This is a genomic window from Methanosarcina sp. WH1 (assembly GCF_000970005.1).
In the GTDB taxonomy this organism is placed as follows: Archaea; Halobacteriota; Methanosarcinia; order Methanosarcinales; family Methanosarcinaceae; genus Methanosarcina.
Genome location: NZ_CP009504.1, coordinates 3,545,027 through 3,559,700 on the forward strand (window position 1 = coordinate 3,545,027; position 14,674 = coordinate 3,559,700).

The 14,674-nt window shown below is 44.3% G+C and carries 15 protein-coding genes; 12 read left to right on the plus strand and 3 right to left on the minus strand.

The annotated features are described in order from the left end of the window. Nucleotides 1-68: 68 nt before the first annotated feature. The gene (locus MSWH1_RS15670) at nt 69-1,097 is read right to left on the minus strand and encodes an isocitrate/isopropylmalate dehydrogenase family protein (RefSeq protein WP_048129855.1); all 1,029 of its coding nucleotides are present in this window, start codon (nt 1,095-1,097) and stop codon (nt 69-71) included. A 463-nt stretch (nt 1,098-1,560) separates the two neighbouring features. Here MSWH1_RS15670 and MSWH1_RS15675 point away from each other — a divergent pair, with 463 nt between their 5' ends. After that, entirely contained in the window at nt 1,561-2,403 is an 843-nt protein-coding gene (locus MSWH1_RS15675) for a TatD family hydrolase (RefSeq protein WP_048129856.1), read from the plus strand. 207 nt (nt 2,404-2,610) lie between these two features. Here the strand turns inward: MSWH1_RS15675 and MSWH1_RS15680 are convergent, their stop codons facing one another. Continuing rightward, complete coding sequence (locus MSWH1_RS15680; RefSeq protein ID WP_048129857.1) at nt 2,611-3,096, minus strand: multiprotein bridging factor aMBF1; 486 nt, start codon at nt 3,094-3,096, stop codon at nt 2,611-2,613. A gap of 57 nt (nt 3,097-3,153) precedes the next feature. On the opposite strand from MSWH1_RS15680, the gene MSWH1_RS15685 reads away from it, so the two are divergent. The 11 genes from MSWH1_RS15685 (at nt 3,154) to MSWH1_RS15735 (ending at nt 12,464) form a co-directional block, all read left to right on the plus strand. Continuing rightward, on the plus strand, nt 3,154-4,461 hold the full coding sequence (locus MSWH1_RS15685; protein WP_048129858.1) for a proteasome-activating nucleotidase: 1,308 nt from the start codon (nt 3,154-3,156) through the stop codon (nt 4,459-4,461). Nucleotides 4,462-4,599: 138 nt separating this feature from the next. Continuing rightward, entirely contained in the window at nt 4,600-5,190 is a 591-nt protein-coding gene (locus tag MSWH1_RS15690) for a DUF99 family protein (RefSeq protein WP_048129859.1), read from the plus strand. A gap of 478 nt (nt 5,191-5,668) precedes the next feature. Then, nucleotides 5,669-6,793: a cell division protein FtsZ gene (gene ftsZ / locus MSWH1_RS15695; RefSeq protein ID WP_048129860.1), complete on the plus strand. Its 1,125-nt coding sequence runs from the start codon at nt 5,669-5,671 to the stop codon at nt 6,791-6,793. Nucleotides 6,794-7,222: 429 nt separating this feature from the next. After that, nucleotides 7,223-7,438 carry a protein translocase SEC61 complex subunit gamma gene (locus tag MSWH1_RS15700; RefSeq protein WP_048129861.1) on the plus strand — a complete coding sequence of 72 codons (216 nt, stop codon included), beginning with the start codon at nt 7,223-7,225 and terminating at the stop codon, nt 7,436-7,438. Next, nucleotides 7,435-7,893, plus strand: a complete 459-nt coding sequence (locus tag MSWH1_RS15705; protein ID WP_048129862.1) for a transcription elongation factor Spt5 — start codon at nt 7,435-7,437, stop codon at nt 7,891-7,893. Before MSWH1_RS15700 ends, MSWH1_RS15705 begins: the two co-directional genes overlap by 4 nt. Nucleotides 7,894-8,007: 114 nt before the next feature. Further along, a complete protein-coding gene (locus MSWH1_RS15710) occupies nt 8,008-8,493 on the plus strand; it encodes a 50S ribosomal protein L11 (RefSeq protein ID WP_048129863.1) in 486 nt (161 codons plus the stop codon). A gap of 242 nt (nt 8,494-8,735) precedes the next feature. Further along, a complete protein-coding gene (locus MSWH1_RS15715) occupies nt 8,736-9,377 on the plus strand; it encodes a 50S ribosomal protein L1 (RefSeq protein WP_048129864.1) in 642 nt (213 codons plus the stop codon). Further along, nucleotides 9,378-10,415, plus strand: a complete 1,038-nt coding sequence (locus tag MSWH1_RS15720) for a 50S ribosomal protein L10 (RefSeq protein WP_048129865.1) — start codon at nt 9,378-9,380, stop codon at nt 10,413-10,415. Nucleotides 10,416-10,465: 50 nt separating this feature from the next. Continuing rightward, on the plus strand, nt 10,466-10,777 hold the full coding sequence (gene rpl12p, locus MSWH1_RS15725; protein WP_048129866.1) for a 50S ribosomal protein P1: 312 nt from the start codon (nt 10,466-10,468) through the stop codon (nt 10,775-10,777). Nucleotides 10,778-11,151: 374 nt separating this feature from the next. Further along, complete coding sequence (locus MSWH1_RS15730; RefSeq protein WP_048129867.1) at nt 11,152-11,409, plus strand: type II toxin-antitoxin system HicB family antitoxin; 258 nt, start codon at nt 11,152-11,154, stop codon at nt 11,407-11,409. Between the two features lie 62 nt (nt 11,410-11,471). Next, nucleotides 11,472-12,464, plus strand: a complete 993-nt coding sequence (locus MSWH1_RS15735; protein WP_048129868.1) for a radical SAM protein — start codon at nt 11,472-11,474, stop codon at nt 12,462-12,464. Between the two features lie 49 nt (nt 12,465-12,513). Here MSWH1_RS15735 and MSWH1_RS15740 read toward each other — a convergent pair whose 3' ends face one another. Continuing rightward, complete coding sequence (locus MSWH1_RS15740) at nt 12,514-13,659, minus strand: ATP-binding protein (protein ID WP_197074601.1); 1,146 nt, start codon at nt 13,657-13,659, stop codon at nt 12,514-12,516. Between the last annotated feature and the right edge of the window lie 1,015 nt (nt 13,660-14,674).

Genomic DNA, 14,674 nt, shown 5'->3' on the forward strand with positions numbered 1-14,674 from the left:
ATCAAAAAAGAAAGCAAACGAAAAACTCGGTTGCTTTCAGATTTTCGCCTTTCAGATGCTCAAAATCCTTATTTCAGGATTTCTGCGGTATATTTTGCGATCTCGTCTGCCATCTGACTGAGTTTTGCACTGCCTCCAAGGTCATAAGTCACATATTTGCCTTCGGAGATTACACGCTCTACGGCTTTGAAGATGGCTTCTGACTTATCCTTTTCACCAAGATAGTCCAGCATCCAGGCTCCTGCAAGCACCGTTGCAACAGGGTTTACTTTATCCTGGCCAGCATACTTCGGAGCTGAGCCGTGAGCCGGTTCAAACATTGCAAAATTGTCCCCGATATTTGCAGAATAAATGAGCCCGATACTGCCAACAAGGGCTGAACACTCTTCGCTGATTACATCCATGAAGAGGTTGGTGGAAAGGAGGACCTTTTTGTTGAAAATCTGGGGATTCTTGATAAGCTGCTGGGCAATGTTATCAATATGATAGGGCCAGACCTCAATATTCGGGTAGTCCTGTGAAACCTTTTCGACTTCTTCTAAGAAAGAGCCGCAAGTCAATTTAAGGATATTACTTTTATGGATGGGCACAACAGTATCGTAACCTCTCCTTTTAGCGTCCTCAAAGGCATAGCGGGCAATCTTACTGGATGCCGTGCGGGTAATCTTCCTGATTGCAATGGAAACATCATCTGTAAGCTGGATTTCCTCTCCTATGTAAAGCCCTTCCGTCCCCTCACGCACACAGACCATCTCAACATCCCCGAGAGGTGCACTTGAGTTAGGGAACGTCTTTATTGGCCTGACATTTGCATAGAGGTCATACTTTGTCCTGATAGATACAGCCACACTTCTCGGAGAACCGATTCCACCGGGGGTTGTGGTAGGACCTTTGAAACAGGCATCAGAGCTGTCAAGGATCTGCCAGGTTTCATCGGGGATAAGGGAATTGCCCCCATGCTGTTCCCACCAGCCGGCTCCGGCCTCACACATCAAGAATTCGATATCAGTACCAGCGGCTTCTGCAACTTTAAGCATTGCGTCCACAAGTTCGGGGCCTACCCCGTCACCTTTGATTACTGCTGCGGTTTTAGTCATGTTATCACCAGATCTATAAGGTTCGTGTTAAAAGAACCGTAGCGATTTAAAAGTTAAAAAGGGGAAACTTTTGAAGAATTTGGAAAAGAATAATTGAATCTTACCGCGTACTCAACGTAAAGCTCATATTTCAACTTTTGGGTAATAGTATGATAGTATTATGGAATAATGCATCCGGAAAATAGATACGGAAATGCATCCAGCAAATAAATACGGGTCCACAGAATATAATCCTGTCCTAGTGCCCTACAAAGATAGGTACAGTATTACAAATTAAACTGTTAACAGCACATTCAATTAGTATTCAAATTATAATATCAATTCAAATTAATATTCAATTTTGATATAACATCCAATCCAGAAAGCCCTTCATAAAAATTCCAGACATCTAGAATCCATACTACTGAATAAAGAGTTTTAAGAGTTTTGAAGAGATTTTCAGGAAAATCTTCGAGGAATAAACATGCCTGCAAAAATTCCGATTACCGACAACCATATGCATATAGACCCAAGAGCCAGAGGGCTTGAAGCGGTAAAAGATTTTCAAAGATCTGGTGGAACGCATATAATTCTGGTCACCAAACCCAGCTGGTCCCTTGGGATTACGGTCAGGAAACCCGAGGATTATCTTGCGGTCTTTGACGAAACCGTGGAAATCGCATCAAAAATCCGCGAGATTGGAGTCGGGGCTTTTCCGGTTCTCGGGGTCCACCCTGCTGAGATCTCAAAGCTTACGGAATACATGGAACTATCAGAAGCTACAGAAACTATGAAAAAAGGTCTTGAGATTGCTGCCGGATATGTGGAAAAAGGCCTTGCCGTGGGGATAAAATCAGGACGCCCGCACTATCCCGTGCCCGCAGATATATGGGCAGCCTCAAATAAGATAATGGAACACGCCTTTTCTCTCGGAAAAGAACAGGACTGCGCAGTCCAGCTCCATACTGAAAGCGTGGGGGAGCCCGAACTTCAGGATATAGCAGAAAGGGCAAAAAAAACAGGAATAAAAATGTACAGGGTAGTCAAACATTACTCGCCCCCCCTTGTGAATACATGTGAAGAACTCGGGATTTTTCCAGGAGTCATATCGGTTAAAGGAGCAATCGAACAGGCGCTTGAAGAAGGGACTCGCTTTATGATGGAGACTGATTATATCGATGACCCTGACAGGCCGGGAGCAGTACTTGGCCCGAAGACAATCCCGAGAAGGACCCTAAAACTCATTGAAACACATGGAGAAGAACCATTCTGGACCATTCACAAGGAGAATCCAGAAAAGGTTTATGATATAGAGATCGAGCTTTAAAATTACAGTTAAAAGATATATTAGGATGGATTAAAGAGCAGAGGGCAAAACAATATCAAGAAGCTTAAAGGAAAACCTATTCGGATGAAAACTCTCTATATTAAAGTTGTTTCTTAAAGTTGTTTCCGGAAGGAAAAACCTGCCGGAAACGGTTGTTACTGCTGGAACAGAACCTCAATATAAAGCTTTACAGTTAAAACTCACAGTTTATTTGCGCTTTATTTTTACTATATCTCCGAGGGTCATATCTTTCTTCATGTGAGAAACTTCCTGCCCTGAGACATCCAAGCGTTCGGTGAGTTTGATATTAAGGGTATGTTCCAGTTTCTTTCTAACAGAATCTTCGGGTACTATTTCGCTTCGTTCTATCTTTCTGATGAGAGATGCTTTCTCCTTGATGTTTTCAGCCAGTTCTTCCAGAGACCAACCTCTGGCTTCTCTGGCTTCCCTGATAATCTGGTCGTAGTTGTCCAGAAGTTCGTCTTTTAAAATATCGAAGAAATCCTTTTTTGGCCTCTTTTCAGTTCGTGGTACCGTACGAACTACCGGAGAGACTTTCCTTGATACAGGAGTCCGTTTGTCAACGGGCTTACCGTACGGTGCACATTTCTGACAGACCTGGAGTTCGCTGTTATCAATTGTAATGCATATAGGCTTTCCGCGGATCTCTGCACCACATATTTCGCACTGCATATTGATCACTTCGAAAACGCTATATACGGTATGAACTTAAATAATATTCGGAGCTCCATGACGGAAAGTACCAAAAGTAAGGATGAAAGCATGCGCAGTCACCTTGTGAAACCCGGATCTGTGTATGACGGAATCGAGCCTGGAGAGCTGGGGGAGTCAACTGAAAGCGTCCAGGACAGAGTGAGGCAACTTGAAAGCCGCAACAGTTTTCTGGAAGAGCAGTGTAGCCAGATAGAGTCTGAAAAACGCTATTTGGAGAACCAGAAGATCAAGTATGAGAGAGAAATACGAAAGCTGCAGTCAGAGCTCGATCGCATGAAGACCTCTCCATTGATCATTGGTACGGTTATTGATGTGATAAAGAATGATCGTATAATTGTCCGTAGCAGTAACGGACCTCAGTTTCTGGTTAACGTCTCACAATATATTGACGAGAAAAAACTGCTGCCCGGGGCAAAGGTTGCCTTAAACCAGCATACACTTGCCATTGCAGAGGTTATTCCTTCCACAGAAGAGCCTTTTGTTGCTGCAATGGAGGTTATCGAAAGTGTTGAAGTTGATTATGACCAGATCGGTGGTCTCGACGAGCAGATTCAGGAACTTCAGGAAGCAGTCGAACTTCCGCTAATTGAACCTGAACGCTTTGCCAGGATAGGGATTGAGCCCCCGAAAGGAGTACTACTCTACGGGCTTCCGGGAACAGGGAAAACCCTGCTTGCAAAAGCCGTGGCCCACAGAACCAATGCGACATTTATAAGAGTCGTGGGTTCTGAACTTGTACAGAAGTACATAGGAGATGGCTCCAAACTGGTCAGGGAAATCTTCGAAATGGCACGGAAAAAAGCCCCCAGTATCATCTTTATCGATGAACTGGATTCGATAGCTGCAAGGCGTTTAAACGAGACGACTGGCGCAGATAGAGAAGTTCAGAGAACTTTGATGCAGCTTCTTGCAGAAATGGATGGCTTTGACAAGAGGAAGAACATTCGGATCATTGCAGCAACAAACAGACCGGATGTCCTCGATCCCGCAATTCTCAGGCCAGGCCGTTTTGACAGGCTTGTCCATGTTCCGATGCCCGGAGTAGAAGCCAGAGGAAAAATCCTCAAAATCCATTGTGAAAGGATGACTCTTGCGGGAAACATCGACTTTAAAAAGCTCGCAAAAGCTACCGAAGGGATGAGCGGAGCAGATCTGAAGGCAATTGCCACTGAAGCAGGAATGTTCGCGGTCAGAAAAGATAAGGAACTCGTTGAAATGGGAGATTTCCTCGAAGCAGTGGATAAGGTATCGATAGCTGCTGATACGCAGAAGATGATGCCTAGCACCCCTAGCACCTCTCCTGATACGACGATGTTCGTGTAAAAAAATGGAAAAATCACAAAAATGCCTTCAAGAGAACTCATTTTTGTGGAAAAAATCCTGTTTTCCCATGATTTCTACTGAAAGTAGCTTCATGGGAAATCGGCAAACTATTTTTGTAATTCAGACATAAAGATACCTGTGAATTCAGATTTTCATATCAAACCCGAAATCCGAATTCTGGGCATAGACGACTCTGCGCTTCTTAACGAAAAGATAATGATAGTAGGAACTGTTTTCAGAGGAGGAGACTGGATAGACGGTGTCTTGCGCTCGGAGATCACCAGAGACGGACTTGATGCTACCAAAGTGATAAGCACAATGATAAAGAATAGCAGGCATTACAACCAGCTCAGGATTATCATGCTTGATGGAATCACTTACGGAGGTTTTAATGTTGTCGATATAGAGGAACTTTACAGGGAAACAGGACTTCCTGTTATTGTGGTCATGCGGGCCTATCCAGATTTTGAAAAGATCCGATCTGCCCTGAGGCATTTTTCCGATGAGGAGGTGCGCTGGGAGATAATTAAAAAAGCCGGCAAAATAGAAAAGCTGGTCACGGAAAAAAACAGGACTCCGATTTATATCCAGAAAGCCGGTATAGGGTCAAAAAACGCAGAGAAGATAGTCCACCTCACTTCAATAAGAAGTAATATTCCGGAGCCTCTGAGGGTTGCCCATCTAATTGCAACAGGCATCATCTTAGGGGAATCAAGGGGAAAAGCATAACTGAAAAGACAACCGGATTTACCGGGCTCAAAGAGAAGCCCCATGCAGAGTACCGACAGAATCTTGAGCAGAGGAGTGAACATAAACCTCCGGGCGGGATATGAAATTAAGGGGAATCATGGAAAAAAATAAGGAAAAAAGGGAAAGATAAAAATACAGGAACCAGCCTCAAAAAAATATAAAAAATAAAAAAATATACATTTAAGGCAAAGAAATTAAAGAAGATCGAGCAGAAAAGAAAAACAGACCATATAGTCTCGAAGAGCAAGAAATATAATGTCAAACCGGAAAAAATAGGACAACATTAATAAAATTATTAAACATATACAGTGTAAATTCAAAAACTGGAAAAGGAAAACTATTAAATTGGAAACTGTATATGTGATGGTTAAAATAATTTGTTCCTTGTTTGTAATATACTTGTTTCTAATAAAATCCGTTAAATGATCACCCCAGCAGAATGGAGGAAAGCAGTAGCATGAGATCCATTGTGGAAGAAGCCCTTGCTCGATCTGCCCTGGAAGGACGTGCCGGGCAGGGAGAGTACTCAAATTCAGATTACTCTAATGAAAATTTAGAAGTGGATGCTGAACTTGAAGAAATACTGAGAAGCCTTAAAACAACTATCAAAGTAATAGGTTGTGGAGGCGGCGGTTCAAACAGCATTCAGCGCATGATGGGCGAAGGTATCCAGGGAGCAGACCTTGTTGCTCTGAACACTGATGCCCAGCACCTTCTTCATATACGCTCCGGCAAAAAAATTCTCATAGGGAAAAAGAAAACCCGAGGACTTGGAGCCGGCAGCCTCCCCCAAATAGGAGAAGACGCTGCAATCGAGAGTATTGATGAGATTAACAAGATCGTCCAGGGCTCAGATATGGTTTTTATCACCGCAGGTCTTGGAGGAGGAACCGGAACCGGATCTGCGCCTGTAGTAGCTGAGGCCGCCAGGGACGCAGGAGCCCTTACGATTGCAGTCGTAACCCTTCCGTTCAGCGTTGAAGGGCACGTCAGAAGGACAAACGCCGAAGCCGGCCTTGAGCGCCTGAGAGATGTTGCTGACACAGTTATAGTTGTCCCCAACGACAAACTGATTGAAGTAGTCCCGAGGCTTCCACTTCAGGCTGCTTTTAAAGTATCGGATGAAGTTCTTATGAGAGCAGTAAAGGGCATAACCGAACTGATTACAAAACCCGGACTTGTCAACCTTGACTTTGCAGATATAAGAACTGTTATGCAAAACGGAGGCGTTGCTATGATAGGACTTGGAGAGGCAGACGGTGAGAACAAAGCTGTTGAGTCTGTCCAGAAAGCTCTGCGCAGCCCACTCCTTGACGTGGACATATCAGGTGCGACCTCTGCTCTTGTTAATGTGGTTGGAGGCCCTGACATGACTATTTCAGAAGCCGAGTGTGTGGTTCAGGAAGTCTACAGCCGCATAGACAACAACGCCCGCCTGATCTGGGGTGCCCAGATTGACCCTGACCTTGAACAGACAGTACGTACAATGATCGTGGTCACAGGGGTTACCTCTGCCCAGATTTACGGTCACGGGAACGATAAAAACGTTACATATAAGTATGGAATTGACTTCGTAGAGTGATCAAATCAGGAATGAAACAGTAAAACGGATAAAAACACTCGGTTGGAGAAAAAAATGCTGTTTTCCCCCTTTTGAAAGAAAAAAGAAGGGACGTAGGAATATAAAATCCAATCGAAAACTATTTTTATGGTAAATGCAGTATGGTGCCGATACAATTCGGCATCAAAAATGAAAAATATTTACTGACACGAAAAGGGTTTTACGTGAGTATTGTCCTACACCTAAATTTTTGGATGTTCCAAAGACCGTGCCAGTGATATCTTCATATAATAGGAATTAATAATATAATCCGCTCGTCCTTCCTGAAAGATAAAATCCGATATTCTGCGATATAAAAGCAAATTTCGGAGATGTAGTATACAAAGGAAGAAACGCGTGCAAACTCCAGATAAAAATAAAGATGAATATAAAAACCTGGATGTGAATTAATTGGTAGAATCCACATTTGAACCGAATATAACCACAAAAAGCGTTGGTCAGGCAATCCGGGCACACCTGAGGGTCCTGAAACTTACGAAAAAACCGTCCAGGGAAGAGTTCTTGACCATTGCCAAAGTTGCAGGTGCCGGCATTCTGGCTGTGGGAGCAATCGGATTTATTATTTACGTACTGCTGACAATGTTGCCCCAGTGGGTGGCCCAATGAGTGAGGATTCCCAGATATTCGTAATCAAAACCACAGCAAACCAGGAAAGATCAGTTGCAACGACCCTTGCAAGAATTTCGAAGAAGGAGAAACTGGACATAAGGGCAATCCTAGCTCCTGATGAGCTCAAAGGATATGTCCTTGTCGAGGCACCCAAATCCGGAATCGTGGAACTGGCAATCCAGACAATCCCACACGCAAGAGCCCTTGTCAAAGGGAGTTCTTCAATCGCAGAAATAGAGCACTTCCTTAAGCCCAAGCCAATAGTGACCGGAATCAAGGAAGGGGCTATAATTGAGGTCACCTCTGGACCCTTCAAGGGAGAGAAAGCCCGGGTTAAAAGGGTTGACGAAGGGCATGAGGAAATTACTGTGGAACTCTTTGACGCTGTGGTTCCAATCCCCATCACTATTCGCGGCGACACGGTAAGAATACTCAAAAAAGAGAAAGAATAAGCCAAAATCGAATGGGAAAAATTCCAGCTTATTAATAAACAAAAATCACCAGTACTCAGAGTGGATTGAAACAAATCTACAAAATTTATACTCATAAAAACCGGTGAGACTCAGATGACAAGTATTGTTGAAGCACTTGTCCCCGGAGGCAAAGCGAATCCCGGACCACCATTAGGTCCGGCACTTGGTCCGCTCGGGGTCAATATAAAAGAAGTGGTCGAAAAGATCAATGAAAAAACAAGGGACTACAATGGAATGCAGGTCCCTGTGAAGATAATTGTTGACGACAAGAAAAACGTCGAGATCGAAGTAGGCACCCCTCCGACCGCTTCCCTGGTTATGAAAGAACTGGGGATTCAGAAAGGGTCAGGAAATGCGGGAAGCGAGGTTGTTGGAAACCTCACCATCCCGCAGGTTGCAAAGATCGCACGTATGAAAAAGGAAGACGTGCTTTCTTATGACCTCAAAGCCACAATGAAAGAAGTAATGGGCACCTGTGTCCCAATGGGTGTGAATGTAGAGGGAATGAAGGCTAAAGACTGTCAGAAGGCACTCGATGAAGGCAAATTTGATGATTTGCTTGCAAGCGAGGAGTGGTAAACCTTCTTCTCCCTTTACCATTTAATTCGTGATCTGCCTACACACCAATAGTTTTAAATTGGATACCACTAATAGCACAAGAGCCTTGAACAGTGTTCTACTGGAATAGCTCATCAGAAGTTATTGGTGGCTGCTGTTTGCTGTTAAGAGTAACAGGACCCGGATGGGAGTCACTACGACCACCGTAGTAAGCCGGAACGGCTGTCTGGACATAAAGTTCAAACACTACGGGGAGGAACAAAATGGTAGAAAAGACTATACTGGAAGCTGTCAAGAAAGTTATTGAGGGGTCGCCAAAACGCAACTTTTCGGAAAGCGTGGATCTGGCGATTAACTTAAAGAACCTTGACATGAACCAACCAAAGAACAGAGTCGATGAAGAAGTAATTCTTCCGCACGGGCTCGGAAAAGAGCTAAAAATCGGCGTTTTTGCAAAGGGTGACGTTGGCCTGAGGGCAAAAGCTGCCGGTGCTGCGTATGTTATTTCTGACGTTGATCTCGAAGAGCTGGTAGCTGACAAAAACAGAGCCAGGATTCTTGCAAACGAATGCGACCTTTTTATTGCTGAAACTCAGTTCATGCCAATAATCGGTAAGAACCTTGGTATTGTTTTGGGACCCAGAGGCAAGATGCCTATCCCGCTCATGCCGAACAAGGATATAGGTGAACTGATCCAGAGCAAGCAAAATGCAATCAAGCTCAGGTCAAAAGACAGACTTACCTTCCACGTGGCTGTCGGCAGAAGGAATATGAATCCCGACGACCTTGCCGAAAATATTGAGACTATTATGACCAGGCTTGAGCGTGTCCTTGATAAGGGAAAGCACAACCTCAGAACGGTCTATGTCACAACAACCATGGGAAAATCAGAGAGGGTGGTGTAAATGGCAGAAGAAAGGCATCACACCGAGCACGTCCCGCAGTGGAAAAAGGATGAAATCAAAAACATAAAGGAACTCATCCAATCCCACAAAGTTTTCGGGATGGTAGGGATCGAAGGCATTCTCGCAACCAAGATCCAGAAGATTCGCCGGGACCTTAAGGACGTTGCGGTGCTCAAAGTCTCCAGGAACACCCTCACAGAGCGGGCTTTAAACCAACTCGGGGAAACCATTCCCGAGATGAGCAAATACCTTGACAAACAGACTGCTCTGGTATTTACCAATGAAAGTCCTTTCAAGCTTTACAAACTGCTTGAGCAGACAAAGACTCCTTCTCCAATCAAAGCAGGCGCAATAACTCCTACGGATATAACTGTCCAGAAGGGGCCCACCAGTTTCCCACCTGGTCCGATTCTGGGTGAATTCCAGAGCGCAGGGATTCCCGCCTCAATAGAAGCCGGAAAAGTAGCAATAAAGGAAACTAAGGTTGTCTGTAAAGCAGGCGAAGCAGTCCCGCAGAAGCTCGCCACCATGCTTGCAAAGTTGGAAATATACCCACTCATTGTAGGGCTTGACATGAGAGCCGCCTACGATGAAGGGACAATTTACGAGCCGGAACTCCTTGCAATTGATGAAGGTAAGTACTTCTCTGATATTATCAGTGCAGTTCAGAACGCTTTCAATCTCTCAGTCAACACTGCATACCCGACAAGCACAACAATCGGCACCCTGCTAGCAAAAGCACATGCAGAAGCAAAGAACCTTGGTGTCAATGCTGTTATACTTGAACCGGGAGTCATGGATGCTCTGCTAGCAAAAGCACATGTCCAGATGACCTCTGTTGCATCCAAAGCCGCAGATAAGGACACAAATGCTGTGGATGAAGACCTGAGAGGAGTTCTCGGAGCAGCCGCAAGCGCAGCAGCAGCCGCAACAGCTCCGGCAGAAGAAGAAGCAAAGAAGGAAGAAGAACCTGAAGAGGAAGAAGAAGACCATGGCGAAGAAGATGGAATGGCCGGTCTTGGTGCCCTTTTCGGATAAACAGATTTACGATTTACAATTTACGATAATAGAAAATTAGGTGATCAACGATGGAATACATATATGCAGCTCTCTTATTGCACAACGCAGGTAAAGCAATTTCTGAAGAAGCAATCGCTGCCGTTCTTCAGGCAGCTGGTGTAGAAGTGAACGAAGCCAGGGCAAAGGCCCTTGTCGCAGCCCTTGATGGCGTGAACATCGAAGAAGCAATCGCAAAGGCCGCATTTGCAGCCCCAGCGGCAGCAGCAGCCCCTGCAGCAGCAGAAGCCCCTGCAGCAGCAGAAGCTGCTGTTGAGGAAGAAGAGGAAGATGACACCTCCGAAGAAGATGGAATGGCCGGTCTCGGCGCCCTCTTCGGGTGATTATAATTCCCATAGCTCGCCCTCAGGGCGGGCATTCTTTTTTTTGAATTAACAAACTTTGAAATAATGTTAAAATTCCCTGGTTTTTTCTCACCTCCAGATCTAATCTTCAAACAACTAGTTCTGACACCTTTTTTATAGAGACCTGTGATATAGAAACCTGTGGTACAGAGACCTGTGGTATAGACCTATGGTATAGAAACCTGTGTTATGTCTCGTTAATTCTCTGTTTAGCAGAAAGCTAACTAGCAGAAAGCTAACATTTTTATTCGACCACAGAATGTTTATTATTCGAACACCGAATGTTTATTTCTGCAACTTATTTATGAAAACTTCTTGAAGGGCGCAGCAGATTAAGGAACAGTGAAAATCGAATGACAAAAGAGAAATTCATTGTATTAATCAAAAAAGATGAAGAAGGGATCTACATCGACACAGTTCCAAAACTCAAAGATTGCTACACCTGCAGGAACACCCTTGAAACCCTTGAAGATCTAATGGGAAATGCACTTGAAGCAATCCTAGCCCATCTGGAAGTCCTTAAATCAAAAAAAGAACTTTACCACCCCATAATTTTGAAGGATTCCTTCAAATTGAAAGCGAAACGCAATCTTAATTTCAATGTTATATGAGCTATTTTAGTTGTATCTTCGTTTTCAAGCCGAGAATAAACAACACCGGAAAAATGATCTCCATGTCCCGATTTGACCCCATTCTTGCTTCAAAAGCCCTCTGGCAGATAAGGATTAAAAAGCGCCCTTTTGTCCTCTCTCACGGTGTAAATGCCAACTGTAATATGCGCTGCAAATTCTGCGAATACTGGAAAGAGACCGGAAAAGAACCCGAAAGAGCTGAGGTATTCAAGCTGCTCGATGATGCAAAAAAATTCGGTATCGGAGTTTACAATACCTGGACGACCGAACCCCTTCTCAGAAAGGATCTGCCCCTGATAATGGCTCACGCAAAGGAACTCGGGATGGTCACATCCATGGTCACAAACGGAAAGCTGCTCTACGAAAGAGTAGAAGAACTTGAAGATGTAGATTACCTTTCGGTTTCAGTAGACGGAATTAAGAGCTACAAAGAAATCCGGCAAATGGATTTTGAAACCCTGCTGAAAGGCTTGAAAAAGGCTATTGAGGTCCGGAAACACCAGAAACAGAAAAATCCGATACTGCTAAACTGCGTACTCACAGGAAAAAATCTGGATGACATTGAAACTCTTATTTTGCTTGCAAAAAAACTGGGCGTAAAAATATCATTTGAGCCTGTACACGAGTTTCCCGGAATCAGCGAAGAGATCTGGAGCGAAATAGGAATCCGCGACAAAGAAAAATTCCGCAGGGTTGTGGACAGAATAATCGAGCTGAAAAAAGAGGGCTATCCCATTATTAACTCCAAAACCTACCTTAAAATGGTAAGGGATGGAGAAATGGATTATAAATGCAGGGCAAGCAGCGTTATTATCAATGTCACACATGACGGGACTGCCGAAACCTGCCGTGTGCAGCGCGAGCCCCTCGGAAACGTTATGAAGGACGGGTTTGAAAAAGTCTGGGAAGATTCTTCAGCCCGGCGGGAAGAAATAGTGCAGAATTGCGAAGGCTGCCTCTTTTTCGGATATACGGAAAACAGTTTGATACAGGGATTTAACCCGGAAGTTTTGATGCATTACGAGTGGATGTAACGCCCGAGTTGCGTATCAGGATAGATGATGAAAACTTGATAGAATTTACTCATTCCGGGACCTGTCCCAGGATGTTCCTTTTAATCCAGAGCCTGAACACGTTATCTGTTATCTCGTAAAGACCCTCTTCCGGTTTGTTGACCGTCATTGTGCTGTAGAGGTCCCGCATGGAGGTGGTAAGGGAGGAGGCAGGTGTGTCCAGATCCTGAGCTATCTGGCTCAGACGCCTTTGCTTTTCGGCTGAAAGGTATTTAAGGACCTTTTTTTGCTGCTCACTGAATTTTTCCATGTATCGGGCCTCGTATTCACTGTCAAATTCGTCGAGCATTGAAGAAAAAGCCAGATCTACGTCTTCAGAACTGATCCGGTTCTTTTCTTCGAGAAAGGCGTCCTGGTAGAGCAGGAACCCGAGTTTCTGGAAATAAAAGGGGAAGCCTCCGGTCAGCTCGTGAATTTTTTCAAGAGCCTGTTCCGAGATTTCGATCTGCCTTGTTGCGAGTCGGCTCCGGATGTATTTTTTAACATCGTCTTCATTTATCGGTTTGAGTTCGGTTCTGGCGGACATGAGGTAGAGGGGGGAATCGGGCTTTAAGAAAATCTCATGCAAAAGGGATATGGAAGAACCTGAGAAAATGTACCTGACCTCCGGATGCCTGTCCATCCGGCTTTTCAGCGTATTGAAGATGCTGCCATTGAACCGGCTGAGTTCCTGGAACTCGTCAAAAGCTATCAATACAGGCTCTTTTTTTTCGTGAGAGAAGCTTTCAATAAACTCAAAAGTTTCCACGATCAGGTCTTCTCCTTTCAGTTCATTGTCCCGGAACCTGAGGTAAACCTTCCCCACATGTTCTATGCTGCCCCCTATTTCTGCGAGAGCCCCGTAAGCTGCCGTAATTTTATCCCTGAAAATTCCGGAAAACTTCCGGGCAAGCCCCCTTATCCTGTGTTTTTCCTCATAGGCTTCAACAAGGGCCTGAGCCGTTACCCCGAAAAAATCGGCAAGACCTGTCATTTCCCGGCAGTTGACCGGGACAAAGAGGACCTCTGTGTCCACTGCAGCTTTGAGGTTTCCGAGCAGGGATGTTTTTCCGATTCTGCGCGGACCTATGATCACATTGTTCTGGGCCTGTCCCAGGATGTCCAGTTTCAGCTTTTTAATCTCCCGCTCCCTTCCGATAAAATACGGAGGCTCCACTTCTCCTCCAACCACAAACACCTTTTCGACCATATAATGTAGTTAAATTTGACGATATTTAAATTTAACTAAGGATTTAGTAGTTAAATTTGACTAATATACATGAGGTACAATTGCAGACTGAGAATAGAAAGTAGCAAGAAAAAACACAAAAAGCAAAACACGAAACAAAAACAAAATAAGGGCTTTGTAAAAACCGCTACCGCCTTCGAGACCTCAGCATTATTAGCATTTAGCCCTACCAGAGGCAGCGGTTCGAATTCTCTTTGTCCGACAGACACCGGCGCAGGACTGCGGTCTGGTCACCGCCGGGGCACTGGTACAGCATCCGTAAACACTGTAACTTCGGGCAGTGGCGGTGAGCTCAGAAGACGGAAGCCAACGTTGTTGTGGGAACCGGGTAGTTCTTGTTGCGGTTAGCTGACCGGCAGTTCCTGGCGTTGGTGTTCCAGTTGCCGTCCCGGAGAATACGGTTAGAGCTATTTCCATCTTCCCAAACACTACCATTAGAAGGAGCCCCATTGTAGTTATCATGCCAAAGAAAAAATAAGTATAAAAGAAAGAATGATCCAAGAAAAATGAACAATAACTAAAAAATTACTTTTCAGTTTGATTATATCTCAGATAAACAAATTAAGCCTTGAATATTGTAAACGTTTCCATAAAAGTTGTGTAGATAACCCATCCATAAAATTAAGTGCAAAAGAAGCCCACAATTCATCTTCCTTGTCATACTTCCATGAATTGAACCATACAGTAAAATATTTTGTTTTTTCTCCTGACTTATTTTTGTTGCTGATTTCTTTTTTCAATTGTTCCATGAAAGAAGACTTTTCACATCCTCACTGACCTTCAATAGAAAGAGTAATTGGAGCTAAAGTACCCTTGGCAATAAGAAATTCTGCGATAGCCTCGACGTAAGGTTGGAATCCCAGTGAATCCTCTCCTGTTGCAGTGTCACTACACAAGTTAGACTCTGAATTTAACTTATCGCCTGCCAAAGAAATGAGCTCCA

Excerpts from the sequence above, each read along its gene's own strand:
- MSWH1_RS15675 (WP_048129856.1), top strand. The coding sequence starts at position 1,561 with ATGCCTGCAAAAATTCCGATTACCGACAACCATATGCATATAGACCCA.
- rpl12p (WP_048129866.1), top strand. The coding sequence starts at position 10,466 with ATGGAATACATATATGCAGCTCTCTTATTGCACAACGCAGGTAAAGCA.
- MSWH1_RS15735 (WP_048129868.1), top strand. The coding sequence starts at position 11,472 with ATGTCCCGATTTGACCCCATTCTTGCTTCAAAAGCCCTCTGGCAGATA.
- MSWH1_RS15720 (WP_048129865.1), top strand. The coding sequence starts at position 9,378 with ATGGCAGAAGAAAGGCATCACACCGAGCACGTCCCGCAGTGGAAAAAG.
- MSWH1_RS15730 (WP_048129867.1), top strand. The coding sequence starts at position 11,152 with ATGACAAAAGAGAAATTCATTGTATTAATCAAAAAAGATGAAGAAGGG.
- MSWH1_RS15705 (WP_048129862.1), top strand. The coding sequence starts at position 7,435 with ATGAGTGAGGATTCCCAGATATTCGTAATCAAAACCACAGCAAACCAG.
- ftsZ (WP_048129860.1), top strand. The coding sequence starts at position 5,669 with ATGAGATCCATTGTGGAAGAAGCCCTTGCTCGATCTGCCCTGGAAGGA.
- MSWH1_RS15715 (WP_048129864.1), top strand. The coding sequence starts at position 8,736 with ATGGTAGAAAAGACTATACTGGAAGCTGTCAAGAAAGTTATTGAGGGG.
- MSWH1_RS15685 (WP_048129858.1), top strand. The coding sequence starts at position 3,154 with ATGACGGAAAGTACCAAAAGTAAGGATGAAAGCATGCGCAGTCACCTT.
- MSWH1_RS15710 (WP_048129863.1), top strand. The coding sequence starts at position 8,008 with ATGACAAGTATTGTTGAAGCACTTGTCCCCGGAGGCAAAGCGAATCCC.
- MSWH1_RS15680 (WP_048129857.1), bottom strand. The coding sequence starts at position 3,096 with ATGCAGTGCGAAATATGTGGTGCAGAGATCCGCGGAAAGCCTATATGC.
- MSWH1_RS15670 (WP_048129855.1), bottom strand. The coding sequence starts at position 1,097 with ATGACTAAAACCGCAGCAGTAATCAAAGGTGACGGGGTAGGCCCCGAA.